This window comes from Ruminococcoides bili (assembly GCF_040093295.1).
GTDB lineage: Bacteria > Bacillota > Clostridia > Oscillospirales > Acutalibacteraceae > Ruminococcoides > Ruminococcoides intestinale_A.
Window position 1 is genome coordinate 1 of record NZ_JBBNJY010000018.1, and the last position, 26,007, is coordinate 26,007.

General features: G+C 38.7%; 39 protein-coding genes and 1 other RNA gene. 38 read left to right on the forward strand and 2 right to left on the reverse strand.

Annotated elements, in window-relative coordinates; all coding sequences use genetic code 11:
• Positions 1-610: 610 nt before the first annotated feature.
• Entirely contained in the window at positions 611-1,552 is a 942-nt protein-coding gene (locus AAAY30_RS06970) for a S24 family peptidase (RefSeq protein ID WP_337781845.1), read from the reverse strand.
• Positions 1,553-1,702: 150 nt separating this feature from the next.
• Here AAAY30_RS06970 and AAAY30_RS06975 point away from each other — a divergent pair, with 150 nt between their 5' ends.
• Genes AAAY30_RS06975 through AAAY30_RS06990 form a run of 4 tightly spaced genes read left to right on the forward strand, consistent with a single transcriptional unit; the run spans position 1,703 to position 2,765 of the window.
• Positions 1,703-1,939 carry a helix-turn-helix domain-containing protein gene (locus AAAY30_RS06975; RefSeq protein ID WP_337781846.1) on the forward strand — a complete coding sequence of 79 codons (237 nt, stop codon included), beginning with the start codon at positions 1,703-1,705 and terminating at the stop codon, positions 1,937-1,939.
• On the forward strand, positions 1,936-2,127 hold the full coding sequence (locus AAAY30_RS06980; RefSeq protein WP_337781847.1) for a hypothetical protein: 192 nt from the start codon (positions 1,936-1,938) through the stop codon (positions 2,125-2,127). Before AAAY30_RS06975 ends, AAAY30_RS06980 begins: the two co-directional genes overlap by 4 nt.
• A 21-nt stretch (positions 2,128-2,148) precedes the next feature.
• Positions 2,149-2,499: a hypothetical protein gene (locus AAAY30_RS06985; protein ID WP_337781848.1), complete on the forward strand. Its 351-nt coding sequence runs from the start codon at positions 2,149-2,151 to the stop codon at positions 2,497-2,499.
• Positions 2,487-2,765, forward strand: coding sequence for a hypothetical protein (locus AAAY30_RS06990; protein WP_337781849.1), 279 nt, complete (start codon positions 2,487-2,489; stop codon positions 2,763-2,765). The genes AAAY30_RS06985 and AAAY30_RS06990 overlap by 13 nt, the downstream gene beginning before the upstream one ends.
• Here AAAY30_RS06990 and AAAY30_RS06995 read toward each other — a convergent pair.
• Positions 2,755-3,009, reverse strand: coding sequence for a hypothetical protein (locus AAAY30_RS06995; RefSeq protein ID WP_173312326.1), 255 nt, complete (start codon positions 3,007-3,009; stop codon positions 2,755-2,757). The two genes, AAAY30_RS06990 and AAAY30_RS06995, sit on opposite strands and share 11 nt — an antisense overlap.
• Positions 3,010-3,044: 35 nt before the next feature.
• On the opposite strand from AAAY30_RS06995, the gene AAAY30_RS07000 reads away from it, so the two are divergent.
• The 34 genes from AAAY30_RS07000 to AAAY30_RS07165 all read left to right on the forward strand — a co-directional run bounded on the left by AAAY30_RS07000 (position 3,045) and on the right by AAAY30_RS07165 (position 25,995).
• Positions 3,045-3,109, forward strand: an RNA gene (locus AAAY30_RS07000) — hammerhead ribozyme type II.
• Between the two features lie 13 nt (positions 3,110-3,122).
• Positions 3,123-5,087 (forward strand): Mu transposase C-terminal domain-containing protein, encoded by a 1,965-nt coding sequence (locus tag AAAY30_RS07005; RefSeq protein WP_337781850.1) that lies wholly within the window; start codon positions 3,123-3,125, stop codon positions 5,085-5,087.
• 2 nt (positions 5,088-5,089) lie between these two features.
• Entirely contained in the window at positions 5,090-6,016 is a 927-nt protein-coding gene (locus tag AAAY30_RS07010) for an AAA family ATPase (protein ID WP_302601617.1), read from the forward strand.
• Between the two features lies 1 nt (position 6,017).
• Positions 6,018-6,239: a hypothetical protein gene (locus AAAY30_RS07015; protein ID WP_302601618.1), complete on the forward strand. Its 222-nt coding sequence runs from the start codon at positions 6,018-6,020 to the stop codon at positions 6,237-6,239.
• Positions 6,217-6,411 (forward strand): hypothetical protein, encoded by a 195-nt coding sequence (locus AAAY30_RS07020; protein ID WP_302601619.1) that lies wholly within the window; start codon positions 6,217-6,219, stop codon positions 6,409-6,411. The genes AAAY30_RS07015 and AAAY30_RS07020 overlap by 23 nt, the downstream gene beginning before the upstream one ends.
• Entirely contained in the window at positions 6,412-6,636 is a 225-nt protein-coding gene (locus tag AAAY30_RS07025; protein WP_302601621.1) for a helix-turn-helix domain-containing protein, read from the forward strand.
• The gene (locus AAAY30_RS07030) at positions 6,633-7,028 is read left to right on the forward strand and encodes a hypothetical protein (protein WP_337781851.1); all 396 of its coding nucleotides are present in this window, start codon (positions 6,633-6,635) and stop codon (positions 7,026-7,028) included. Before AAAY30_RS07025 ends, AAAY30_RS07030 begins: the two co-directional genes overlap by 4 nt.
• Entirely contained in the window at positions 7,028-7,327 is a 300-nt protein-coding gene (locus AAAY30_RS07035; RefSeq protein ID WP_252558893.1) for a hypothetical protein, read from the forward strand. The genes AAAY30_RS07030 and AAAY30_RS07035 overlap by 1 nt, the downstream gene beginning before the upstream one ends.
• Before the next feature lie 102 nt (positions 7,328-7,429).
• Complete coding sequence (locus AAAY30_RS07040; protein WP_337781852.1) at positions 7,430-7,684, forward strand: AbrB/MazE/SpoVT family DNA-binding domain-containing protein; 255 nt, start codon at positions 7,430-7,432, stop codon at positions 7,682-7,684.
• A complete protein-coding gene (locus tag AAAY30_RS07045; protein ID WP_301954409.1) occupies positions 7,677-8,315 on the forward strand; it encodes a hypothetical protein in 639 nt (212 codons plus the stop codon). Before AAAY30_RS07040 ends, AAAY30_RS07045 begins: the two co-directional genes overlap by 8 nt.
• A gap of 10 nt (positions 8,316-8,325) precedes the next feature.
• A complete protein-coding gene (locus AAAY30_RS07050) occupies positions 8,326-8,835 on the forward strand; it encodes a phage protein GemA/Gp16 family protein (RefSeq protein ID WP_337781853.1) in 510 nt (169 codons plus the stop codon).
• Positions 8,819-9,103 (forward strand): Mor transcription activator family protein, encoded by a 285-nt coding sequence (locus AAAY30_RS07055; protein WP_301954411.1) that lies wholly within the window; start codon positions 8,819-8,821, stop codon positions 9,101-9,103. Before AAAY30_RS07050 ends, AAAY30_RS07055 begins: the two co-directional genes overlap by 17 nt.
• 101 nt (positions 9,104-9,204) lie before the next feature.
• Positions 9,205-9,549 carry a DUF948 domain-containing protein gene (locus tag AAAY30_RS07060; protein ID WP_252558898.1) on the forward strand — a complete coding sequence of 115 codons (345 nt, stop codon included), beginning with the start codon at positions 9,205-9,207 and terminating at the stop codon, positions 9,547-9,549.
• Entirely contained in the window at positions 9,539-9,874 is a 336-nt protein-coding gene (locus AAAY30_RS07065) for a type VI secretion protein (RefSeq protein ID WP_252558899.1), read from the forward strand. Before AAAY30_RS07060 ends, AAAY30_RS07065 begins: the two co-directional genes overlap by 11 nt.
• Positions 9,875-9,876: 2 nt before the next feature.
• Positions 9,877-10,434, forward strand: coding sequence for a phage protein Gp27 family protein (locus AAAY30_RS07070; RefSeq protein ID WP_337781854.1), 558 nt, complete (start codon positions 9,877-9,879; stop codon positions 10,432-10,434).
• Between the two features lies 1 nt (position 10,435).
• Positions 10,436-10,954: a transcription termination/antitermination NusG family protein gene (locus AAAY30_RS07075; protein ID WP_337509182.1), complete on the forward strand. Its 519-nt coding sequence runs from the start codon at positions 10,436-10,438 to the stop codon at positions 10,952-10,954.
• Between the two features lie 143 nt (positions 10,955-11,097).
• Positions 11,098-11,433: a hypothetical protein gene (locus AAAY30_RS07080; protein ID WP_337509183.1), complete on the forward strand. Its 336-nt coding sequence runs from the start codon at positions 11,098-11,100 to the stop codon at positions 11,431-11,433.
• Complete coding sequence (locus tag AAAY30_RS07085; RefSeq protein ID WP_337781855.1) at positions 11,423-12,661, forward strand: PBSX family phage terminase large subunit; 1,239 nt, start codon at positions 11,423-11,425, stop codon at positions 12,659-12,661. Before AAAY30_RS07080 ends, AAAY30_RS07085 begins: the two co-directional genes overlap by 11 nt.
• A gap of 11 nt (positions 12,662-12,672) precedes the next feature.
• Positions 12,673-14,085: a phage portal protein gene (locus AAAY30_RS07090; RefSeq protein ID WP_499215892.1), complete on the forward strand. Its 1,413-nt coding sequence runs from the start codon at positions 12,673-12,675 to the stop codon at positions 14,083-14,085.
• Entirely contained in the window at positions 14,085-15,728 is a 1,644-nt protein-coding gene (locus AAAY30_RS07095) for a phage minor capsid protein (RefSeq protein WP_499215891.1), read from the forward strand. Before AAAY30_RS07090 ends, AAAY30_RS07095 begins: the two co-directional genes overlap by 1 nt.
• A gap of 8 nt (positions 15,729-15,736) precedes the next feature.
• Complete coding sequence (locus AAAY30_RS07100; RefSeq protein WP_252558906.1) at positions 15,737-15,994, forward strand: hypothetical protein; 258 nt, start codon at positions 15,737-15,739, stop codon at positions 15,992-15,994.
• Between the two features lie 160 nt (positions 15,995-16,154).
• Complete coding sequence (locus AAAY30_RS07105; RefSeq protein WP_294388700.1) at positions 16,155-16,340, forward strand: hypothetical protein; 186 nt, start codon at positions 16,155-16,157, stop codon at positions 16,338-16,340.
• Positions 16,341-16,412: 72 nt separating this feature from the next.
• Positions 16,413-16,949, forward strand: coding sequence for a phage scaffolding protein (locus tag AAAY30_RS07110; protein ID WP_499215890.1), 537 nt, complete (start codon positions 16,413-16,415; stop codon positions 16,947-16,949).
• Between the two features lie 12 nt (positions 16,950-16,961).
• On the forward strand, positions 16,962-17,948 hold the full coding sequence (locus tag AAAY30_RS07115) for a major capsid protein (RefSeq protein WP_419575247.1): 987 nt from the start codon (positions 16,962-16,964) through the stop codon (positions 17,946-17,948).
• A gap of 1 nt (position 17,949) precedes the next feature.
• The gene (locus AAAY30_RS07120) at positions 17,950-18,312 is read left to right on the forward strand and encodes a head-tail connector protein (protein ID WP_499215889.1); all 363 of its coding nucleotides are present in this window, start codon (positions 17,950-17,952) and stop codon (positions 18,310-18,312) included.
• Positions 18,312-18,716 (forward strand): DUF6751 family protein, encoded by a 405-nt coding sequence (locus AAAY30_RS07125; protein WP_499215888.1) that lies wholly within the window; start codon positions 18,312-18,314, stop codon positions 18,714-18,716. Before AAAY30_RS07120 ends, AAAY30_RS07125 begins: the two co-directional genes overlap by 1 nt.
• On the forward strand, positions 18,713-19,069 hold the full coding sequence (locus AAAY30_RS07130; protein ID WP_252558911.1) for a minor capsid protein: 357 nt from the start codon (positions 18,713-18,715) through the stop codon (positions 19,067-19,069). Before AAAY30_RS07125 ends, AAAY30_RS07130 begins: the two co-directional genes overlap by 4 nt.
• Complete coding sequence (locus tag AAAY30_RS07135) at positions 19,069-19,512, forward strand: chloramphenicol resistance protein (RefSeq protein ID WP_295046119.1); 444 nt, start codon at positions 19,069-19,071, stop codon at positions 19,510-19,512. Before AAAY30_RS07130 ends, AAAY30_RS07135 begins: the two co-directional genes overlap by 1 nt.
• On the forward strand, positions 19,505-20,002 hold the full coding sequence (locus AAAY30_RS07140) for a hypothetical protein (protein ID WP_499215887.1): 498 nt from the start codon (positions 19,505-19,507) through the stop codon (positions 20,000-20,002). Before AAAY30_RS07135 ends, AAAY30_RS07140 begins: the two co-directional genes overlap by 8 nt.
• 13 nt (positions 20,003-20,015) lie before the next feature.
• The gene (locus tag AAAY30_RS07145) at positions 20,016-20,402 is read left to right on the forward strand and encodes a DUF6673 family protein (protein WP_499215886.1); all 387 of its coding nucleotides are present in this window, start codon (positions 20,016-20,018) and stop codon (positions 20,400-20,402) included.
• A complete protein-coding gene (locus AAAY30_RS07150) occupies positions 20,399-20,992 on the forward strand; it encodes a bacteriophage Gp15 family protein (RefSeq protein WP_499215885.1) in 594 nt (197 codons plus the stop codon). Before AAAY30_RS07145 ends, AAAY30_RS07150 begins: the two co-directional genes overlap by 4 nt.
• A 47-nt stretch (positions 20,993-21,039) precedes the next feature.
• Positions 21,040-21,615: a hypothetical protein gene (locus tag AAAY30_RS07155; RefSeq protein ID WP_499215884.1), complete on the forward strand. Its 576-nt coding sequence runs from the start codon at positions 21,040-21,042 to the stop codon at positions 21,613-21,615.
• Positions 21,616-21,829: 214 nt separating this feature from the next.
• Positions 21,830-25,270, forward strand: a complete 3,441-nt coding sequence (locus AAAY30_RS07160; protein WP_499215883.1) for a phage tail tape measure protein — start codon at positions 21,830-21,832, stop codon at positions 25,268-25,270.
• Positions 25,267-25,995, forward strand: a complete 729-nt coding sequence (locus AAAY30_RS07165; RefSeq protein ID WP_499215882.1) for a hypothetical protein — start codon at positions 25,267-25,269, stop codon at positions 25,993-25,995. Before AAAY30_RS07160 ends, AAAY30_RS07165 begins: the two co-directional genes overlap by 4 nt.
• Positions 25,996-26,007 lie beyond the last annotated feature (12 nt).

Consider the following 26,007-nt stretch of genomic DNA (forward strand, 5'->3'; position numbering starts at 1 on the left):
ATCTAGTTTTAGCACGCAAACAGCGTGGCTGTTTGCGCCTGATAAATTGTTGTATCGGAAGATTTTATGGGCGCTGCCCAAACCCGCAATTTTTGAAAAAATTGAGTAAACTTTTTTGTTTTTGGGAGGATAATTTAGCGTTAGCTAAATTTCAATGCCCGACCGACACTCCGCTAAATGTAAGTTTTCACATAGAATAGGAAAAAGCGTAAAAAGCCGTTAAAAAAAGTTAAAAGTATAAAAATATAGTAAACAAGCCGTTTTTTAGGTGTAAAAAAAGATTACACTTTGAAAAACGGCTTGTTTTTTCTATTTAGTGCGAAAAAGAAAAACGGAGTAATTAAACTGCTTTTTGGCAGAACGATTACTCCGTAATATTTTAAATATCGGGTGTTTAAAAGCGTTTAAAACGGCTTTAAATCGTTCTTTTAGTACATTTTAAAGTTATAAATAAAAACATCAAGTAATACCGATAAATGCGAACATATTAAAAAGTAATGCGAAGTTGTTCGCATTCGATAAGCACTATATTTTTAACGATTCAACAATTAGCTTGTTAAAAATTTGTTAAACAAGCTGATTTGCATAATCATTTAAAAAATATGTATATTTATTCAATATTAACAGTACCAATAACCTTTCCTACGCAACGAATATCATCAAATTCATGTAATTGTATAGGTTTGTAGACTGGATTAAGTGAAATAAGCTCTTTTTTCCCCAATTTTTTAATATACGATTCTCCATTAAGTACAAAAACTCCAATCTCACCTTCAAATACACTTGATGTTTGTTTAACAAGCACAATTTCACCATTTGAAAACTTAGGCTGCATACTATCACCTGATATTTTTAATGCAAAATCAGCTAAAGTAGTCGTATCATTTCGTGGTACAGTAAGCCATTCAGCTAAAATTTCATCACTAAGCCAAGAGCCAGTACCTGCTGAAACAGGTGTTTCATAAAACGGAATTACAATAGTGCTTTCAGTAACAGGTTTCTGTTCTGGAGTTATAAGATTAGTAATTCTTTTTAATACGGCAACTTCACCGTTGATAAATCTTTTATTATGGAAAGTATAATCGAACTTCTTTCCAAAATCTGTTGCTGTTCGGAAATCATCAACATATCGTTCAATTCTACCTATCAATTCAGTTATTGCGGAAAATAAGTACTGTTTATCTTTTGCAAATAAAGCATCGTTATATTGAATTCTTCTTAAAGAATATAAGACAGAATGAATTCTGTCCAAGCTATGCTCATCAAGTTCGTCACACATTTTTTCAAAATTAAACATGGACAAACTGTGGTCATCACGAACTACTTCTCTGTATTCGGTATCGAGAATTTCATCTTTATTTGTTTCATTTCTACCAAGTAAAACATCCACACTAACATTAAAATAATCAGCAATTTTTATAATTGTTTTTATATCAGGTTCTCTTTTTCCTGCCTCATAAAGAGAAATAGTACTTTCAGAAAGACCGAGAATTTTCCCTAATTCTTTCATTGATAAATTGTGTTCTTTTCGTAATTCTTTTAATTTAGTCATAAGCTCAGCCCCTATTTTATTATTATAAACTTTACTAATAGTAAAGTAAATCCAACTTTGCAAAATGTCAAGAAAAATCTTGACAATAGTAAATAAAGGCGTATTATATACTTGTAACTTGACTATATGCAAAGTAAAGGCGGTGACTAAATGAAAAAGCGTGTTTATCTCATTGATTTGAGAAACAAAAAAGGTTTAACTCAATTAGATATATCTAAAAGTATGGGTATATCTGAAAGTTACTACAATCTTATTGAACAAGGACAAAGGCAAAAAAATATGAACATCGTTATTTTATACGGTCTTTCTAAAGCATTAAAGGTACCAGTAAATACACTGGTAGATAAAGAAATAAATTTTGTAAGAAAAGGAGATAATCATCTATGATTGGAAAAGTATTTAACAGATACACAGTTTTAGGAAATGTAAATAATCGTGTAATTATTGCTCACAACCCAAAAGCTGTTGAGCCCTGGGTAGTCTGGTGGCTTGACCGTGACGGTGATCCGTACAGCGGAAGTTACTTCTCTGATCGTGCAGCGGCGGTCAAGGAATTTATTGCAAGGTCTTTTTAAATTTAAAATAGGAGGCTCATTATGGGCGAGCTTATCAGTAAGAAGTGTGCAAAATGCGAAGTAAGATTTGAAACTGTTTATCCATTCCAAAAGCTTTGCTACAGGTGCGGACACCCTCTTCGCAAACCTAAGAAGAAAGTTGAAAAGCCGTACAGAGAACTTACAGAAGATACTGAATTTCTTGTTTGCGTGTATTATTGGCGAGGTGACAGTGCAGAGCAAATAGGCAATGACCTCGACAGAAATCCTAATCAGATTTCAGACATAGTATATGAAGCTAAGAAAAGCGGTAGATATAACGAACATATCAAACGGCATATCGACTATGCCGGGGACACAAGAAAAATCAAGGAGGATATATGGAAAGATTAACAATAAAATTAGGAAGCTGCATTGTTGGATACAAAGCGAGCAATAAAACACTTGCTCCTGCGGAGTTGTCGGTAGGTCAGACACGAGAAGTGCTGCAAAGACTTTGCGAATACGAAGAATCCGGATTGTCGCCTGAGGAAATTATAAAATTAAAAAAATCCGCCAACATCAAAAGATGTCAGCGGAAGTGCAACTTAATAAACTACGGTTATACTCGGGAAGATATTACAAAAGCAATAAAACGAATCAAAAAAATTAAGACTTGATTTCGCCGATATCAATATTTGCTTCTTCAAGTAATTTTGCTCTTAATTGTTCGTGATATGAAAGTATAGCACCGATTGCAATATTAGTTGCATGATCATTGGCATACTTTGTTTCAAAAATATTTTTCTTAATTTGTTCTAAAGTACTAACAGAGAAATTATTGTCGTTCTTTAAATTCTCTGTTAAGAGTATATTAGCAAACGATGTTGCACTTGTCGCTATATCAAACAAATTTATATCCATATAGTTCACCCCCTATCTTTTTAATAATACCACAAAGCCGAAACCGCCGCAAGGCGGTCAGCAGGAAATGACCTCCCTGCTCTGATGATGGCAGGTCAAAAGGATGTGATTTTTTGACTTATTTAACTGTAAAAGAAGTTGCTCAACTCAAAAACCGTTCTGAAAGACATATACAAGCTGGAGTTGCAAACGGTGTAATTAAAGCACAAGTTGTAATTTCTGAAAACAATCGAAAAAAATATTTAATTCCGATTAAAGAACTTACAGAGCAAGAGCAACTCAAATATTATAAATCTCACGCAATAGATATTCCTGAAAATTTGCTGGCAAACAAAAAGGAAAAAACACAGCGACCTCACAAGGAGTTTGACAAGTTTACAGCTGAACAACGTGAGGAAATTGCTGAATGGATAAGAATACTTAATGCTTGGGATGAGTATTGTGCAACATCAAAATTGCAGAAAGTACCTGCAACAGAAAAATTTGTGCAATTACAAAAGGTTGCAAACCCTGATCTAAATATTTCAAAAGGTATTTTATATCGCAAAAAAGCAGCTTTAAAAGCTGATGACCTTGCAGGATTACTGGATAACAGAGGTTCATGGAAAAAAGGTACATCATCTATCCCCGAAGAAGCGTGGCAATGTTTTTTAAGTTTTTATCTTGATGAGGCTCAACACCCGATTAAAGCTTGTTACGAATACACGGAAATGTGGCTTAAAAGAGAAGCTCCACAGTTCCTTCCACTACCTGCTTACGCATCATTCTATCGCAAAGTGCAAACGGCAATACCTAAACCTGTTGAAATAATGGGGCGTGAGGGTATGAAAGCGTTTCGTGACCGCTGTGCGCCATACATCAAGCGTACATACGAGGGTATGGCAAGTAACGAATGGTGGATTGCAGATAACCACACATTTGATGTGCAGACGAAAGGCGAAAACGGAAGTATCCACAGACTTTATCTTACAGCATTTTTTGATGCACGCTCAGGCATTTTTACAGGTTGTTATGTAACCGATGCACCGTCATCGCAGGCTACATTGATAGCTCTACGAAAGGGCATTGTTAAGTACGGAATCCCTGAAAACATATATGTAGATAACGGTAGAGAGTTTTTGACATTTGATGTTGGTGGACTTGGTCACCGACTTAAGAAAAGTCAAAAAGATAAGTTTGCACCGCCTCCCATTTTTGAACGACTCGGCATTAAAATGACAAATGCCATCGTACGAAACGCTAAGGCAAAAATCATTGAAAGACGATTTCGAGATGTTAAAGACAGACTTTCAAGACTGTTTCCTACATATACCGGTGGCAATGTTGTAGAACGCCCCGAAAGGCTTAAAAAAGTAATTAAAGATACTGACAACATACCTACTGATTATGAGTTTACTCAGGCGGTTGAAGATATTTTAAACTACTATATGAACGAAAAGCCTTACAGCGGTGCAGTAAGCTCGGACAGCGGTAAAACCCGAATGCAGGTTTACAGAGAAAACCTCAAAGAAAAGCGAGTTGCCTCGGAGCTTGACCTTAACCTCATGCTTATGCGCAGCACAAGAAGTCAGAAAGTCGGCAGGCGTGGCGTACATCTTACTATTGCAGGAGAAAAGATTGATTACTACAACGATGAGCTTATACTCAATTACTTTGGCAAGGAAATGTATTGCAGATATGACCCTGAGGATATTTCAACAGTTAGAGTGTATGACCTAAATGATAACTACATAATGACTGTACCTGTTGATAATGAGGCGGTACTTACTTATGGTTCATCTAAAGACGCAGTAGGACAAGCTTTACGCAAAGTCAGAAGTCTTGAAAAGCTCACAAAGCAGGAGCTTAAAGCAAGTCAGATTACCGCCCTCGGCAAGAAAACGGCTCTTGAAATTGTGCTTGCCGCTGCCGAAGAAAACAAGGCAAAAGCAGAGGAAATAAATCCTAAAGTTATTTCAGTACATCGTGCCGATGAAACGGCAGAACAGTTGCCTGTGGCAGTCGGTCAGAATAATATAGTAAAAATTGATAAAGCAAAAATGATCAGGAATCTTGAAGAAAGACAGAGGGAGGAATAAATATGTCAATCAATCCTGAATTACAGCAAAAGCTAAGAGATTATATTAAAAACGCTTGCAAAGGCTCGCAAAATCAAGCGGCTAAAGCACTTGGTTGGTCACCTGCGTATATTTCAACTTACCTTAAAGGTGAATTCAAGGGTGATATAGCTAAGTTTGAAGCTTCATTGACCGAGGCTTTTGCAAACAAGAACGCAGCGGAAAACCTCAGGAGTGCAGTTGTAAGCGGTACATACAAGCCTACAGGCATAAGTGAGGGAGTATATGAAACAATCCGCTTGTGTCACCTCAAGGGCGGTCTGGCTATTGAGTGCGGAGATGCAGGAATCGGAAAGACTATGGCTTGTAAGAAGTATGCAGAGGATTTTCCTACTTCGGCGATATATGTTACCGTTAATCCTTGTCTGGTTACTCTTAACGCATTTTTAAAGCTGATGTGCCGTACTCAGAAGATTACGGCAAGCGGTCGCAAGGATGAAATGTGGATGAGGCTGTCAGACAGCTTTGCAGGAGAACGCAAGGTGATTATCATTGATGAAGCTCAGCACCTTCCTATAAAGACTATTGAGGCAATCAGAGCTTTCTTCGACAGCAACCCAACACTCGGTATTTGCCTTGTCGGCAACATTGAAACCGTAACCAATACAGGCAGAAGTAAGGAGGCTTTCGCTCAGATTAGAAACAGAACAAAACTTACTGAAATCAGACACACAACATCAATTACTGCAAATGATATAGCGTTGCTTTTCCCACCTGTTGATGAGGATGAGAAAGCAAAGAATTTATTGCTTGGTATTGCACGCTCAGAACAAGGTATCAGAGGAGCAAGCAATGTGTTTTCAAACGCAGTTGATAACGGCAATATTACATATGACGGCTTACTTGCAATGGCTAAAGCCATGAAAATTAATGTTTACGGAGGAATTTAAAATGAGTTTAAAGAGAATTATGTTGTATGTTTTAACAGGATTTTGTATGGGAGCAATTACCCTTGCAATGCTCGAAAAGATGGGATTTCGCATAGCTTCATATGGCGTTGAAATGCTGTTTATCCCTTGTGTAGTGCTTTGTATCTGCTTTGGTTGGGCATTAAAAACAGATGTATTAAGACTATTTAGGAGGAATAAAAATGTTAATACACGCAGAAAATGAAAAGCAAAAGGAAGTTACCGCAGTACATATTTGTAAGGGCAGTGTTTGCGGTAACTGTCTGAATTACAGCAAAAGTATCCTTAACAGTCAAAAAGGTTATTGCATATCTTCAAACGCTGCTGTTGAAAGGTGCGATTATTGCAGTTTATTCAAGGAGGTTAACAGAAAATAAATGTTAAAAGGAATACAAAGAAACTTTATAATCAATTTGAGATTTTTAAGGAAAAAGCAAGGGTACACACAGCAAGAAATTGCAGACAGATTAGGTATAAATAGAACAACATATACTAAGTGGGAAACAGGTGTATGTGAACCGGGGCTAAAAAACATTGAGGAATTATGTAATTTACTTGATGTAGATTATAACTCTCTCTTTCAAAGGAGAATATTGAAATGACTAATGAAGATTGGAAAAAGGTTGATAATGCATTGAAGTCGGTGTTTTCACCGGGAGCTAAGCTGCTTATTGACGGATACGAAGTAACGCTTATACTATGCCAAAAATCGCAATTTCAAAACGCTATCGCAGTCTATATCAACGGAAGTTTTAAAGGCAAATGGCTCGTTGAAGACTGCGAGGAACGCAGGCGTTTCTTCTGCTGTAAAAAACGAACTCTTGTTAAAGAAAAAGACTTTAAGGCTTGCGGAATACGCAGCAAGAAAGCTAAAAAAGAATTAGCAGACAGATATGCATACGAGGAGTGGTTTTCGTATTGGACTAATTTCAACAAGATGAAAAAGCACTTTATCGACAACAATAAAAGCATTGAAATTTTGGAGGTTTTATAATGGATATTACTTTTGATGAAAAGATAGCTAAAAAGGCAGGCTGTGCATACATAAACGATTTGATGGAGAAAGCCAAGAAAGCTATTATTGCAGAGAAAACCGTTATTATCTCAGTAATCGGAGATGATGAGCAAAGAGAGGCCACTATTGCCGGAAATCCTTTGGATGTAACAGTAGAACTTGCATCCTTAATTGTGATTTATCTTGAAAAAATAAAAAATCAAAAAGGAAAAGCAATAGCAAATATGTACTTAAATGCTTTGTTGAAAAGTATTGATCAGTATTGGAATCAGGGATAATTTCCCTGTTCCTTAATGCAGCTCCTTTAGGAACGGTCACAAGCCCGTAAAATGCAGAGTGAGGAACACACAATTCAAAAATAATTAAGGAGGTAAACACATATGGAAACATCAAAAAAGATTTGCAAAAACGGCTCAATTACTTTGCCAAAGCAGATAAGAGTCGAAGCAGGCATGTTCCCCGGCAACGCTGTTAATATTAGCACCTCGGCTGACGGAACGGTAACAATTAAGCCGTCAGCTCCCTGCTGCCGTTTCTGCGGAACGGTTGATAAGGTAGTAAAAGCAGATGATGTTGTGATTTGCATAAACTGCGCTAAAAAAATTCTTTCAAAGGTGGATGTAAATAATGACTGATTTAAGAAAACAGATTGATGAGCTTGCGGCAATTAAGGTTGATATGGGAAAGCTCAAGGAGCGTAAGGATAAGCTTGAGGCTGAAATTATAAAGCAGTGCACCGCTGACCTTGAGAATACGAAGTATAAGAGTATTCGATATGAGGGTGATGTTTTTGACCTGACAGCCGTTACAGCTGAAAGTCTTAAAGTTACATACGATTCTTTCTTACCAATAATTTTTGGTAAAGCATACGAGGACGCAGTAACAGAAAAGACAGACTATTCTTTATCAGCTCCGGCAAAGCGAATGCTGATAGGTCTTTGGACAGGAAATTATGTTAAATGCACTGTAAAAGAAGTCATTGAGCAGATGAACGGCGTGTCTGATGAAGAGCGTAAGCAGCTCCTTAAGAAGTGCAAGGGCATTAATTATGACAAGGATGTCAGCAATATCTTAAAGTTTACCTCCTTGTCGGAGGAAGATGCAAAGGAATATGCTTATCTCATTTCTGATGCTGCCGTCTGGCAGGATTTTAAAAATCTTCTCACTATTAACGGCATTGATGATGAAGAACATATTAACGATATTCTTCTTAAAATTCAAAGTGCATTTGTGGTTGAGGAAAGCACAAAAATCTCTTTAAGCTGAGGTGAATTAATTGTTAAAACCACAGCAAACTCAAAGAATTTATGCTATGGGCGCAAGGCTCGGACTCGTTGAAAGCGGTAATAAAAATGACCTGCTACACGAACTTGTGTATAGCATAGCACAAAAAAGCAGCGTCCGAGAGCTCGACGAACAGGAATATAAAAAAGTTGTTGCAGAACTTGTGAACAAGCTTAGAATTGCTAATCTTACAGAACCTAAAACTGTACATCCTTTCAAAGCAAAAAAGCGTGAAGATAAATGTATTGGTAAGATGTCAGACGGTCAGACACGCAAGGTATGGCAGCTTATGTATAGCCTTGAAAAACTTGATAAAAAACCATCAAGTGCAAAACTTGGTGACCGCTTATGTGGTATAATTAAAAAAGAATTGCATATTGATGCTTTACCGAAATACCCCTTTGCGTGGCTTACATATCAGCAGGGAGTTAAACTGATTGAAATACTAAAAAAATACATTGCAAATGCTCAAAGGAGGAAGGACGGTGGAAATACATCTTGACGATCTCATAGGCACTCAGCGTGATATAGCTGAGGTAATAGGCATTGAAAACTATATTAAGCTGTGCAAATCTTTTGGCGGCGATACTGTGTATATTCAAAAATATACGGAATTACAAAAGGTTGAACGCAATGCTGAAATTAAAGCAAAGTACAACGGATACAACAGCAGTCAGCTTGCAAAAGAATATGACCTCTCTGAACGATATGTCAGGCTGATATGTTCAGGCGGACAGCTTGACGGTCAGCTTAGTATCTTTGACGATTAGGAAATAAATTAAGGATATTTTTCCTCTACGAAATATCCGAATTATAAGGTATTATTGAGTTAGAAACTTGATAATACCTTATTTTTTATGGAGTTGAAAATATGAATTTTACGGCAGACACTTGGTGGTTGTTCGGTCTTATTGTCACAGGAGCAATAGCAATTATCGGCTTTTTTCTTAAGCGTACTATTAATGAGGCTGACAGGCACGACAAGGAAATTAAAGAGATACAACTGTCTTATGTTACGAAAGATGAGCTTAAAGATGTTAAAAATGATGTAAATAAATCTATCGGCAAACTGCAGACAGATGTAGAACAAATTAAGGATACTTGCTTAACAAAGAAAGATTATTACAACTCAATAAACGAGGTTAAAGAAGAAATAAAAACACAGAACAAGCTAATTATGGAGCTTATCAGAGGAGGAAAAAGAAATGATGATTGATGCAGCACAGGAATATATGCAGAAAATCAAAGCAAGAAACTTTGTTAAAAACAACGGTCAGGTTTTGAGAACTATTAACATTCTTCGTGTAGGTTATGAGAAATTATCTGATGTTAAATATGCCCTTGGTGATGTGTCTGAGCATGACTTTCTTTCTTCTGTAAATTATTTATTCCTATCAGAGTACATCTTACTTCGTAAGATTAAAACTAAAGAGTTTGCGGATATTGCTGATGTACCATATGAGGAGCTTGAGGCAAAGTTATCACAGAAAGGCATTAAGTTGCTTGACGGCACAATTAGCGACAACTCGGTTGAGGTGTAACTATGGGCAGAAACAACCGCAGGGCTTGCGGAAAGATTGATAAACTTCCTGCTGATCTCAAGGACACAGTAGACCAAATGCTTGTTAGTGGTCAGACATACAGAGAAATCGTATCATATCTCTCTGAAAACGGAGAGCAGCTGTCGCAGGCGGCAGTCAGTCGTTATGCATCAAGATTTTTAGCAAACGCACAGCAGTTGAGAATAGCACAAGAAAATTTCAGAATGATACTCACAGAAACAGAGCGTTATCCCGAACTTGACCCTGCCGAGGCTATTTTACGAATGGCATCTCAAAAAGTTTTTGACGCTATTGCAAAGCTTGACGAAGGGCAATTTGATGATGTGTCGGCTGACGACCTGCTAAGACAGGCTACGGCACTTGCAAGAGCAGTTGCTTACAAACGCAAAACAGACATTGATGTCAAGTCAGACAAGCAGATTGCACTTGAGGAAAATCAGAGCTTGCTTTATGAAACTATCAAGAAAAGTAACCCACGCTTGTACAATGAGCTTATGGAAGAGATTACGAAGCTTAAAAAACAAGCTAAGGAGGCTTAGTATGGAAAAATACGAATGGTATGTACTACATGTCAGAACAGACAGTGAACTTGACATTGCTAAAGCATTAGAAAGCCGAGGCTTTTCAACGGCTGTACCTATTGAAAATCGTATTATTCGCAAGAGCGGAAAATGGATTAAGAAAGCATACATTGTTTTTGCAGGTTATGTTTTTGTGTTTATGCGATACAGCTGGGCAAAATACTACGCTATGAATAACATAAGCGGAATAATTAAAATTCTTGGCGGAGGTCAGAATCCGATTCCGTTAAGCGAGAGTGAATCAGAGTTTGTTCTCAAGTTATCGGATTTGCTATCTGAACCGTCAGTTTTAAAATTTAATGACGACAGTTATAAAGTTGTCAGCGGATTTTTAACAGATTATGCAGATAAAATTGTAAAAATTGAACGCAGATACAAGAAAGCAACAGTCAAGGTTACTGTTGCCGGAGAAGAAAAAGAAATAAAAGTATCTTTTATAGAAGATACAGAACAAATGCCGGAGCAGACAGCGGATTGATTCGTCTTCGCTTGATGAATGGTTGTTATACACTTAGCACCGATAACATCAAAGTTAGCGGATGGCGAAGCTTGCATAAAACGGTATTTAAACTTATTTTAAGCACCCTTTAATGGGTGTTTTTATTTTGGAGGTGAGTGCGAATGGATAAGCTGTCAAAACTTGAACAATTACTTAAAGATACAAATACAAAGCAGGAATTTAATATTGTGGAGGACTTAAAGGCTTTGGCTCTCTCCTACGGAGTTGTCAAGTCAAAGGATTTTCGCAAAAAGCTCAACGCCCTGATTGAAAAATACGAAAATGACGAATTAACGGCTATCCGTGAAGCACTGATAAAGAAATGCCAAAGCGGTGACACCCAGGCTATCAAGCTGTATGCCGAATACTTCAAGCCTGAAACTGTTGTCAGTGTTGACGACGGATTGATTGAAGCGCTTGCAGGCGCAGGCAAGGAGGCTTTTGCTGATGAAATTTAAACCATTTTCAAAGAAACAGCTTAAAGTTCTCTCATGGTGGAAGGTTGACGGAATTAAGGATAAATACGATGCAATCATAGCAGATGGCTCTGTCCGTTCCGGTAAGACGGTCAGTATGAGCATATCCTTTCTGATATGGGCAATGGATACCTTCTCTGACTGCAACTTTGCAATCTGCGGTAAGACCGTAGGCTCTTGCCGCAGAAATGTTATTAAGCCGCTTATCAATATGCTAAAGCACAGATATGACATCAAGGACAAACGCTCGGAAAACTCACTGACAGTCAGTAAAAACGGAAAGACAAACACTTTTTACATTTTCGGCGGTAAGGACGAAAGCTCGCAGGACTTGATTCAGGGTGTTACGCTTGCAGGCGTACTCTTTGATGAGGTTGCTCTGATGCCACGCTCATTCGTTGAGCAGGCTCTCGCCCGTTGCTCGGTTGAGGGCGCAAGGTTCTGGTTCAACTGCAACCCCGATAATCCTAATCATTGGTTTTATCAAGAATGGGTTTTAAAGGCTGAAAATAAGCACGCTTTACGACTTAAATTTTTAATGGATGATAATTTGAGCTTATCCGAAAAGGTTAAGCAGCGGTATTATAGCCTTTATCAAGGTACTTTCTTCCGTCGTTTTATCTTGGGCGAATGGGTAATTGCAGAGGGACTTGTTTATCAGGACTTCAACGACCATATATCCGAAAGGCTGTGGAACGGCAATCCTGATGAGCTTGTCGGACAGTGGTACATATCAATGGACTACGGTACTATTAACCCTTGCTCAATGGGACTGTGGTGCGTTACCGACAAAGAGGCTATCAGGGTTGACGAATACTATTATAACAGCCGTAAAGAGGGATACCAACGCACAGATGAAGAGCATTATGCAGAGCTTGAAAAGCTCGCAGGCGACAGATACATTGAATATGTAATCATTGACCCATCAGCTGCATCATTTAAGGCAACGATTAAAAAGCACGGTAAATTTTTTGTGAAATCAGCAAAAAATGATGTGCTCAACGGTATCAGAACAACAAGTCAGATGCTTAATGACGGTCGCATTAAAATCGGAGTTAAGTGTAAGGCATCACAAGAAGAGTTTGGTATGTATCGTTGGGACGATAAAGCCGAAGAAGATAAGGTCATTAAGGAAAACGACCACGCAATGGACGATATAAGATATTTTGCGTACACGATTCTACGCAAGACTTTTAAATATAACGATTAGGGGGTGAGAATTTGAAAAGGCGTGCTAAATATGTATTTTTAAGTTGGCTAAGGACACTCGTGAATAAGTTATCTCCGGACGATATAGTAAGTTATCATTATGATGATATGGAAGACGCCATGGAAGATTGGCTTGAAATTTATGCTGATGAACCACGGTGGAGTAATGCCTGTCACGGCAAAACGCTCAATCTCGGAGCTACGATAGCATCAGAATTTGCAAGACTTATTATGATTGAGTTTGAAAGTAAGATAACAGGTTCAAAGCGAGCAGACTATTTGCAGGAACAGTACGAAAAACTGACTAAACAGCTTAGAGTAAGACTTGAGGCAGGCTGTACTGTTGGCGGCATAATGTTTAAGCCGTATGTGCGTAAAGGTGTTATTTTGCCTGATTGCATTACGCAGGACAAATTCATTCCCATTGAATACAGCAACGGCATTATTACCGCTGCTATATTTTTTGACCAACAGGTTAAAGGCAAGGATTACTACACACGAATTGAAAAGCAGACTTACAGCTATGAGAACAAATCACACACGATTGAAAGTCATTTTTTTGTTTCGTCAAGTCCAGATAACATCGGAGCGGAAATAAATCCTGAAAATCTTGGCAGCGATATGTGGACAGGTATTGACCCATACATAGTTATTAATGATGTTGACCGTCCTCTTTTTGCATTTTGGAAAGTCCCATTTGCAAATCACATAGAAAGTGACAGTCCCTTAGGTGTGTCTGTTTACAGCCGAGCAATTAAGCTGCTTAATGAGGCTGACTTGCAGTGGGATAGGTACTTATGGGAATTTGAGGGCGGCGAGCTTGCAGTTGATGCAGGCGAAGAAGTTCTCCGACAGCGACCGGGCGAAGGTACACTTGGAACACCGTCAACCCGTGACAGGCTGTTTCGTAAAATTAGCATTGATGCAGATGAGAACAAGGATAAGTCTTTTTATGAAGTCTTTAATCCGACTTTGCGTGATGATAACTACGCTAAAGGCTTGAACGAAATAAAAAGACAGATTGAGTTTAACTGCTCTCTTGCATACGGTACGCTGTCAAATCCGCAAAATGTAGATAAGACAGCGGAAGAGATTAAAGCCTCAAAACAGCGTAGTTATACTGCTGTGTCTGATATGCAACACTCGCTTGAGGCGGTGCTTGAGGACTACATATATGCGTGCAATGCTATGACAGACGCTTGTAATCTTGCTCCGTCAGGTGAGTACGAAGTTAGCTTTAACTGGGGCGATGGTGTGCTTGAGGATAAAGACAAGGAGCAGGCAATACAGCTCAATGAGGTCAACAGCGGTATCCGCAAAAAGGCAGATTATCTCAAGTGGCGTTACGGAGTAGACGACAAACAAGCGGCAGAAATGTTACCTGAAAGCGGAGTGCAGAGCTTTTTTAACGAGGGTGGTGCTTAATGCTTACACCTGAACAGCTTGCTCACTGTGCGGATGACATATTAGAACTTTATTCTAAGCTTGAGGAGGCTATTGTTCGTGACATAGCACGCAGAGTGGCTAAGACGGGAACAATGACAGATACGGCAATATGGCAGGCACAGCATATGCAGGAGCTTGGTACGCTTAACTCTGACATTTTAAACAGTATTTCAAAGTACAGCGGTAAATGTGAGTCGGAGCTTAAAAAGCTGTTTGAAGACGCTGCCATTACTGCGACTGAATATGACAACGAAATATACAGAGCAAACGGTCTTAACCCTAAGTCAATCAAGGTGTCTGATACTCAACTGCAGATATTAGAGGCAGGATTTAAGAAAACTCAAGGCAATTTAAGCAATCTTACTCTGACAACGGCGGTATCATCTCAAACGAGCTTTATTAACGCTTGCAGTTTGGCGGAACTTAAAGCAACAAGCGGTGCATTTTCTCCGCAACAGGCTATTGTTGATGCTATAAAGCAAGTAGCAATAAACGGAGCGGAAGTTGTGTATCCGTCAGGTCACAAGGATAAGATGGATGTAGCGGTTCGCAGAAATGTAATGACAGGTATAGGTCAGACAACAGGGCAAATTTGTCTTGCAAATGCACAGGAGCTTGGCTGTGACCTTATGGAGATTACCGCCCACGCAGGAGCAAGACCGAGTCATTCATATTGGCAAGGTCAGGTTGTAAGTTTGAGCGGACGAAAAGGTTATCTGTCCTTGTCAGACATTGGCTACGGTTCGGGTGACGGCTTTAAGGGGTGGAACTGCAGGCACGATTGGTATCCGTACTTTGGCGGTACACGAATGTATGACGAAGAAAAGCTAAAGCAGATGGACGCTAAAAATATTGAGTATCCTGACGGCTCTATGCACACTCTTTATGAAGCAGAACAAAAGCAACGAGCTTATGAAAGAAAAATCAGAGAATCAAAACGCATACTTGCCGCTTATGACGAAAGCATTAAAAATGCCGATGACGAAGCAATAAAAAAGGCTTATCAGAACATTTTTAATAAAGAATCCGTAAAGCTGAAAAATCGTGAAGCTGAGCTTAACAATTTCTGTGACAAAACAGGCTTGCTCAAGCGTAATGACAGAGTACAAAAGTATGGTTTTGGCAGGAGTACGGCTCAAAAAGCAGTTTCATCAGCTAACAAGCATTATAAAACTTGGAGTAGCGAACATAACATAAATAACATAAAAACACTTGCAGAATATTACAATGTGAAGTATAATGATACTGAAAGATATGCACTTTTGAAAAATTATGTTAGTTCTATTGATAAAGGTATGTTATCACCATTAACTGGTTTTGATAAATATGAAGAGTATTATGACAAAGTACAAAATGAACTTATAGGATTAACTACTGCATCAGGTATAAAAATCAAATCACAAAGTAAGCATTTTCTTGAGCGTGTTTTTGGTACTAAAAATGACCCTACACATAACGATAAACCAAGAAGTGGAGTACCTTTATCTGATATTGAAGATGCTTTGATAAACGGAAAAACAAAATCCACGCATAATGGAGATAGTATTTTGCATTATACTGATAAGTGTGGTGTAACGGTCAATCCATATACAGGTAATTTAATACAAGTGAATTTGAAATAGGTGGTATTATGACTTTCTTATTACAAAAAAATGATTTTAATTTTCTTAAAGATAAGATTCCATATGCATATAAAATGGTTGCGAATATAAAAGAAAAGGGAAACCTTGTTTATTTTGATGTAGAAAAAACTGGTGATTTCCAAGATGAAATAACTATGGAAATTGTTGATAGTGGTATGGATAATGAAGACACTGTTAATAATAACGGAAAGCGAATGTACAAAATTTATGATGAAATACTTTATCAGAAACACAATAACATTTGACTTTACTTTATTTGCTTTATATCAGCTTTGTTATATAAAATGTAAAGTTACACCACTAATCAATTAAAATGCAAATTAAACGAATTTAAACGGTATTTAAAGGGGTATTTGAAATACTCCTTTTACTTTTGCTTAATTTTTTATTTGGAGATGAATATTCATGGCAAAATACAGAAAAAGACCGGTAATTATTGACGCATATCAAACTGACAAAAAAATCGTTATACATACACTTGAAGGTGATATGACAGCAAGTCCCGGTGATTATATTATTACTGGTGTTAATGGTGAAAAATATCCTTGCAAACCTGATATATTTGCAAGGACATATGAACCGGTAGAATAAATTAGGTTATAAGCTCCCGATTTTCGGGGGCTTTTAATATTACTCAAAAATAAATTAAACGGAGGTAAAACTATGGACTTAATGGAAATCCTTAAAGCCTTGTTTGGTGATGAGGCTTTGACATTTGACCAGTTTGCCGAAAAGGTAAACAATGCGGCAGATGTCAAGCTCGGTAACCTTGCAGGCGGTCAGTACATCGAAAAGGAAAAGTATGACGATGTGTCAAATCAGCTTAAAACTGCAAATGAAAATCTCGAGGGTTATGACCCTGATTGGCAGACAAAGCTTGCACAGGCACAGGCAGACGGTGAGAAAAAGCTCAATGACTATAAGTTTGAGCAGGCTGTTGAAAATGCTATCAACAACGCAGGTGCAGCGGATTTGGTATCTGTAAAGGCTAATCTTGATATGTCAAAGGTTGCACAGGGAGAAGACGGCAAAATCACAGGTCTTGACGAACAGCTTGCAGAGCTTAAAACAAACAAGCCTTTTCTTTTCAAGTCTGATGAAAGACAGAAAAAGTTAAACCTCGGCGGACCCACGGGCGGTGCGAAAGCAAAGTCCGGCTCAAACATCAAGTCTGCCGTTGAAGATTTTTACAAGAAATAAGGAGGAAAACATATGCCTATTACATTAGCAGAAGCAAGTGTCGGCAGAGCCGACAAGGTTACACAGGAGGTTATTGATACTCTCCGCCGTGGCTCACAGTTTATGGATGAGCTTACTTTTGATGATGCCGTATCTCCGGGTGTCGGAGGTTCAACTCTCACTTACGGTTATCTCCAGCTCCAGACCCCGTCAACAGCGGCAGGCAGAGAAATTAACAGCGAATACACAGCGAACGAGGCTAAAAAAGTTAAGAAAACCGTTGACCTTAAAATCTTCGGTGGTGCTGCTGAGGTTGACAGAGTAATTCAGGAAGCAACAACTGATGAGATTGCTTTTCAGCTTGAACAGAAGACCAAGGCGACAAAGAACTTCTTTCAGTACACCTGCATCAACGGCTCAAAGACTGATAAATCGGTTGATTTTGACGGTCTTACAACCTTGCTCAAGGGTACAAGTACAGAGTACAACGCTGGCTCTGACAAGACAGTAGTTGACCTCTCAACATCTGCACTTGTTACAAGCAACTATCAGCTTATGATTGATATGCTCAACGAGTTTATCGGCGGCATTGACGGCAAGCCTACTTTTTTGCTTGGCAACAGCAAGATTATCGCCAAACTCAAAAGTGTGGCTCAGCGTGCAGGATACCTCACAAGAGCCGAGGACGCTTTTGGTAAGACAGCACAGGGTTATGACGGTATCATTTTTTATGATATGGGCAACTACTTTGATGGTTCAAAGACTGTGCCTTGCGTGCCGATTTACGAAACAGGTGCATCAAGCTCAAAGGTAACAGGTCTTACAGATCTTTATGCTGTACAGCTTGGTCTTGACGCTTTTCATGGTGTATCCCTCAGCGGTTCATCAATCATTAAAGCACATATGCCTGACCTTACTGCACCGGGTGCAGTGAAAAAGGCTGAGGTAGAAATGGTTGCCGCTGTCGCACTTAAAAACACAACTAAGTGCGGCGTGTTCCGCAATATTAAGGTGTCTTGATATGTTTGCAGATTATTCTTATTATACAGATTCTTGGGCAGGTACTTTGATACCTGCCCAGGAGTTTAACAGCTATGCACGCAAAGCTGAACGCTTAATTAACTATATTGTCAGCGGTGGAGTAAAAGAGGTTACTGAGCCTGTAAAAAATGCTGTTTGCGCCGCTGCCGAGGCGGCATATGAACTCCGTCAGAGCGTGGCAAATATTCCGCAGGGTATTAAGTCAGAGAACACAGACGGCTACAGCGTTACATACAATGACTATAACCCCGACGAACTTACAGACATGGAAAGAAGAGTAATGTTTAATGCGATCAGACGAGAACTGTATAATACAGGCTTACTGTATCAGGGGGTGCGTTGATGTTTACAAATCATACAACTGTTACGCTTTTTTGCAGTAAAACTTTAGGGCGTGAAAAACTGTGGAGCAAGCATATATTGGCTGATGTTAATTTTCATGGTGCAGACCAGTTCATTATATCTGACAAAGAGGTCAAGCGCAGTGAGGAGTACATCATTCGTGTGCCACACTCGGCTCTTGAAAATTATGTTGACAAGGCAACCTACAAGGCAATGCCTGCCGATGAGGCTTACAACTGCTTTACGCTCAAGAAAGGCGATTATATCGTCAAAGGCGAGGTTGACTGCGATATATCCAATGCAGCGGATTTAATCAAAAACTATGATGCACTTGAGATTGTTTCTGTAACTGAAAATCTTAATGCGTCTAACTATTCAAAGCATATTAAATTGGTGGTTAAATGATTATTAAACTGCTTTTTAACACAACCGAAACAATGCTTAAAGACCGAGGCTTGCAGGCTGAGGGCAAGGTACAAAAAATTGTTGACAGCGAGGTACTCCGCCGTTGTGACCCTTATGTACCGTTTGACACAGGCTATCTTAAAAAGAGTGGCATTACAGGCACTAAGATTGGTAAAGGTGAAGTTGTTTACGATGCTGTCTATGCTCATACAAATTACTATATGAATGCCGGCAAAGGCAAAGAAGGTACTTCAAAAGGCGGTTTGCGAGGTAAGTTTTGGTTCGAGCGTATGAAAGCAGACCACTTGGAAGACATTTTGAAAACCGCAAAGGAAAAGTGCGGAGGTAAATAATGGAAACATCAATTATAAAATCATTGTTTAAATGGTTTTGTGACTGTGAAATTCTTGAGGCTGATTCAGAGCTGAATGTTGACTATCTCGGCGAAGATGCAGAGCAGTACAGCATCGAAACTGTACCTTGCAAAACTGTAGTAAAAAGCTACATTGACGGCTCTGCTAAGTGTCAGTATCTCTTTATCTTTGCAAGCCGAGAATGTTACAGTCAGGAAAACGGAATAAATATGGCAAATCTTGAGTTTTACGAAAGGCTTGAGGATTGGATTGCAGAACAAAACATAAATCGCAAATTACCTAAGCTCCCTGACGGCTGTACTGCTCAGTCAATCAAGGTTTTGTCATCAGGCTATGTAATGAACAATGATACGAAGACGGCAAGGTATCAAATACAGTGTCGTTTGGAATATACTAAAAATTTGGAGGTAAAAAATGGCTGAAGTAATTAGACAGAGACGAATGCAGGCAAATTATCTTAACTGCAGTAACGGCAGCAAAGAAAAAGCATTTGCACTTTTGGGTGTCGGTGCAAAAACACTTGATGAAAATCCATCAGCTCAGACTAAGAGCCGTAAGTATGTATGCGATAAATCAGCAACTAAGTCAATCAGCGGATATGATTGGACTACTGCTTTTGATATTGACCAAATTCGTGAGCAGGACGCTATTAACTTTATCGTCAACATCGGCGAAAATCAGCTTGTAGGCGAAGATGCTGAAACCGAGTATGTTATCGTTGACCTTGACCAGAAGGAAGGTTCAACCGGTACATCATACCACGCACGAAAATTCAATGTCGCTGTTGAAGTAGCGTCTTTCACGAATGACGACGGCGAAATGGGCTGCAGCGGAAACTTTCTCGGCAAAGGTGACCCTGTTGAGGGTACTTTTGATACATCAACTAAAACATTTACTGCTAAATCTGCTTAAGGAGGCATAAACAATGATTATTAATAATGTAACCTTGCCCGACATTGATGTTGCAGATGCACTTGAAATGGAGCGCTTTGAAAGGGCTAACGATAATGTCAGCAACAAGATGAAACAGCTTGATACAAATGGAAAGCGCAGATCTGAGCTTATTCGTGCACAGTGCAGTGCAATTTTCGATTTTTTTGACGAAGTTTTTGGAAACGGTACTGCTAAAAAGGTATTCGGTGATTCAGTTAATCTTACTACTTGCATAAACGCTTACGAGTCTGTTATTGTTGCAGTAAATAAGCTTGACAAGGCTGTCGGCGAACAGTACAAGGCTAAACTCGGCAACCGTCAGCAGCGTAGAAATAAGCACAAGAATCATTACAACAACCGTCCAAAGATTGTTAAATGATGAATATGCTTATTAATTCTGTGCCTGACAGATTGAACATTGCCGGGACGGAATACAAAATCAACACTGATTTCAGAACTTGGTTGGAATTTGAAATGCTTTTATCGGAAAATGCGGAAAAAGCAGAAAATACTTTAGCTGATATTAAAAAACTTGTTTTTTGCAAAAATCAACCTCCGTTATTTGCCGATGAAGAGACTGTAAATCAAATTCTTTGGTTTTACCGCTGCGGAAAGCCTACTCAAAAGGTCAACGGTAAATCTCATAAAGAAGTGTTCAGTTACGAATATGATGACGGTTATATCTGTGCCGCTTTTATGCAGCAGTATCATATTGATTTAAACTCGGAAAAGCTTCACTGGTGGAAGTTTCACGCACTGATGTTGTCATTGTCTGATAGTACAGAGTTTGTAAAAATTATGGGCTACAGGTCGGTTGAAATTAATTCAAAGATGACTGCCTCACAAAAAGCTTTCTATCAGAAAATGAAAAAGCAGTATAAGCTGCCTCTCAAAAAAGAAGTGCAAAAACAAATATCGAGCATTGAAGACGCACTTATTAACGGAGAAACAATTGACAATCTATTGTGAAATTTGTATAATATTGTTAAAGTTATATTATTTCACGAGGTGGTACTATGAAAAAGGTTTTATACTTTCTTATCTTGTCATTGCTTGCAATCAACTGCACAGCTTGCTCAAATAATGTAAATAACGATTCAAGTATTTCTTTTACTGATAATTCACAAACAACATCAGCTATTAATGAAACAGTTGAGGAAAATACTCTTAAGCCTGAAACTACACAAAGTGAAAAGCTATCTTCATTAAGTGAGGATGAGCTCGTTCAAAGTATTGTGTCTGATTTTACGATAGACGGTGTAAAATTTACATATAAAAAATGCAGCGACAATCTATACTTGGTTAATTCGGATAATGGCAAGATTGATATAGATATTGCTCTGCTTAAACTTGATGATAAAATTTCAGTAGATTATATTAATGTGATTTTATCAACTGAAAGTACGGAGGATATCTGTTACAAAGCACTTGTAAGAGCGTTAAAGTCTGATATTTTCAATTTAAGCTTACAAGAGCAAATGGATATACTTGTTAGTTATAAAACAGATAAGGTATATTTTGAAAATGGGACTTTATCTATATCAGAAGCTCAAAAAGATAATATTAGAGTAATCGATTTTAATTTTAAATGATGAAAAATAAATCAAAAGTAAAATGCCCTTACTGCGGTTATGAAATGCCCATATACTTTGACAAATCGTCAAGGTGTAGGGGCATTTTTGTATGCTGCAAGGGACGAAACTGTAAGAAACAGTTTGAAATCGTAATAAACGATAACAAAAATAAATAAGGTCAAGTAGAGCCATTATGTGCCGATGACCTCAACGCTTAAAGGTGGTGAGTAATTTGGCATATGATGGCTCTATTAAAATTGATACAAAAATAGATACAAGCGGCTTTAAGAGCGGTATTGATAAAATAAAATCAATCGCTCAAGCGGGTGTATCTGCTGTAACAGCAACGCTCGCAGGTATTACTGCCGCACTCGGTGCAGGAGCAACCGCAGCGGCAACCGTTGGCTCATCTTTTGAGGCTGCTATGTCAAAAGTATCTGCAATCAGTGGTGCAACAGGTGATTCATTGCAAAGTCTGACCGACAAGGCAAAAGAAATGGGTGCAAAAACAAAGTTCTCTGCATCCGAGTCGGCATCTGCTTTACAATATATGGCTATGGCAGGCTGGGACACAGAGTCAATGCTCAATGGTATTGACGGCATAATGAACCTTGCCGCTGCTGACGGTTTGGACTTAGCAACAACCTCGGATATTGTAACAGACGCACTTACAGCGTTTAACCTAAAAGCCTCAGACAGCACGCACTTTGCAGATGTACTTGCAAAAGCATCAAGTTCCGCAAATACAAATGTATCTATGCTTGGTGAAAGTTTTAAATATGTTGCTCCTCTTGCAGGCACTATGGGTTACTCTGTCGAAGATGTTTCCCTTGCCCTCGGTCTTATGGCTAATGCAAGTGTCAAGGGCAGTATGGCAGGAACAAGCCTTAAAACGGCACTTTCTAACCTTGCATCTCCAACGGAAGATATGGCTAATGTAATGGCACAGTATGGCATATCTATCTCCGATGCCGAGGGTAACGCTTTGCCTCTTATAGATGTAATGAAACAGCTTAGGGAAAAGTTTAGCGGATTAAGCGAAACCGAACAGGCTGCAACCGCAAGTACACTTTTCGGCAAAGAGGCTATGAGTGGTATGCTTGCTATCATTAATGCAAGCGACTCTGACTTTGATAATCTGACTAAAAATATTAACAATGCTGACGGTGCGGCTCAAACAATGGCTGATACTATGCAGGACAATCTGCAAGGTCAGATTACGATTCTAAAGTCCGCTCTTGAGGGCTTAGGCATTGAAATCTATGAGGGTATGTCAGCGCCTCTGCAAGAGGCAGCTGTTGAAGCTCAAAATTATGTAAATCGTTTGACAGAAGCATTTAAAAGTGGCGGTCTTTCAAAAATGATTGAAGAAGCAGGAGCAATTTTCGGCGAACTTGCAGTTAAAGCTGCAGAGGCTGCCCCTGAAATGATAAATGCCGCTGTTGACTTTTTACAGGCTTTTGTTGACGGAATAGCTGATAATTCCGATAAGCTTGCAAAATCGGCTGTTGATATAATTCAGACCTTGATTACAAGCGTAACAGAACACGCTCCCGACCTTATAAAAGCAGCAAAAGTTATTGTTTCTGAGCTTGTGGATAATCTTAACAAGCTGTTGCCTAAAGAACTTCAAGCACCTGTTAAAGAGGCTGTAAATACTATTAAAAAATCTTTTGAAAATGGCGGTCTGAAAAAGGCTATTGAAAATGTAAAAAATATTGTAGTCAACTTAGGCAAAGCATTTACAAATGTTGCAAAAGTAGTGTTACCGCCTTTGTCTAAAGCAATAGACTTACTTGCTGATAATTCTGATGCACTATTAGCCATAATAACTTCTGTTTATGTAGCTATTAAATCTTATTCTATAATATCTACAGTTACAGCTTTACTTACAACACATACAGCTGCAGTAACTGCTGAAAGTCTTGCAGAAGCTGCATCACTTAATACAATAACTTTAAAGCAAATAGCAGTAGGAGCACTGACAGGTGAAATAACTCTTGCTACTGCGGCTCAGTATGCGTGGAATTTAGCTATGAATCTGAATCCAATAGGTATAGTAATTACTGCTGTAGCGGCTCTTGCGGCAGGAATAGCAGCTTTGAATTTATGTGTTGAACAAGAGACATCATCTGAAGAAATGCTTGCAGAATCATATGAAGGAATAGCTGAAGCTTATGCTAATGTTGCTGATGGTGCAACTAATTATATTGATAGTCTTTCACAGTCAGGAGATGCACTTGAAGGATTTAATGATGCTATCATTATTTCAAATGAGAGACAGTCTGAATTAACTCAAAAAATGGACGAAGTACAGACTGAAATTACGGAAATTGCTCGACACGCTAAAGAAGAACGAACAAGTCTAACTGAGGAAGAAATTCAAAGACTTGACGATTTGTTCGCCAAGCAAAAGGAACTTGCGGATGAGCAGTTAAAAGTTCAAGAAGCATATCAGGGCGTTGTCAAAGATATGGCTGACGATTTAGCAGCTAATCACGATTTATCGCTTGAAGAGTATGAAGCTTATTCAAGCGAATATACTGCTACAGCAGAGCAAACGAGAGATGATACTGTTAAAGCTGCTGAAGAACAAAAAATCAATTGGCTTGCAGAAAAAAGAGCTTTAATTGGTACTGATGAGCAATATACAGATGAATGGTATAACCAACAGCGAGAAGCCGCCAACAAAGACTATGATGCTGCAGTTGCCGAAGCTAATACACTTTGTTCCGAAACTCTTAAGATTTTACAAGATGGATATAAAGATAGAGCTGATGGTTTAAAAACTTATTCCGAAAATCAAAAAAAGTATAATGAAGATATTGCAAGAGAAAACAAAAGAAGTAACGACAACCTTGTAGCACTTGAGCAAGCTAAGCAGGCTGAAATTAAAAAAGAATATGATTCAGGCGGTTGCGATACATTACTTATTGAGCAAAAATATGACCAATTAATTGCAAATGAGTATTCGCAACATAATAAAAAATTGGCTGATATAAATGATAAATTCACAAAATCATTTGATACAAATCAACAGGAACAGCTTTCAACTTGGTTAGCTATGCTATCTCAAACAGAACTATACGGCGGCAAAATCTCAGATGAAGATAAAAAAGTTGTTGAAGATATTATTAACAATTATGACCAATTGCCTCCTGAATGCCAAGAGACTATGGATGAAGCTATGCAGGGAATGATTAACGGAATAAAAGAAAGATCACCTGAGCTATATGCAAGTGCTTCATCGGTCGCTGATAATATTCTTGCAATTTTCAAAAAGAAGTGGGATATACACTCTCCGTCCAAAGTGTTCCGCAAAATTTTTAAGTACACTCTTGAGGGTGGCGAAATAGGTCTTGATGACGAAGCACCAAAGCTGTACAAGCAAGCTGATGATGTTGCATCTACATTTACAGACCGCTTGAAATCGGGCGTGTCAGCTGACGGTTTAGTATCAAAAATGCGTGCTGCCGTAGCAGAAGGTAAAAGCTTTGTAGCAGAACAGCTTACAGCTAATGTGGTGCATACGGTCGATATGCAAAATGCTGATAAAAAAGTAGTGCTACAAGGCAACATAGTAAATCATCTTGAGGTTGACGGCAGAGAGTTTGCAGTTGCAACAGCTCCGTATATGTCGGAGGAATTAGCATGGGAGGGTAACAATCTATGACAGAGATGTCCGTAAATAACATTGATATTTCTAATTACAGTGCAAGACTGCTTAGCTATGCTGTAAGCGGTACAACGCTTACAAATAATGTTTCAGCTAATACTAATCTTGTCAAAATGCCTGCACTGTATTCAACCGAATACGGAACAAGAACGCTGACTGTTACTCTTACATTCTTTCCTTGCTTGGACGGTTGTTCTGCAAAAGGAACAGAGATTACGGACAGATACGCAGCTGCGACCGATAATATTGCAAGGTTTGAGGCAGAACTAATCGGTAAAACAGTTGAAATAGCTTTGCCGGACGGATACATATACACTTCAATTGTTACTTCAATCTCCGCTGCTACATTTGACAGCAGCGTAGAACACGATGTTACATACATATTTATGGCTGTCCGTCACAAGCCGACAATCACCGCAACGGTTGCCCCAAACGGTAAAATATATTGTCAGTCAACTACTCCCTGTAAGTTTAAGCTTAAGGTGACATTACCCGAGCAAAGCTCATTGCTTTCAATTATGGGAATAGTTGTTATTAATATTTCGGCAAATACACCGTTAGTTCTTGACGGTGAGCTTGGTTTAATTACGCTCGGCGGAGTTAATAAGTTCCTTGACAGCACCTTAATTGATTTTCCTTTGCTTTATCCCGGAACTAATACAATAAGCTGTAATAATTCTCAGTCTGATATTCAGGTAATTTACACGCCTGTTTATGTGTGATTTAAGGGGTGT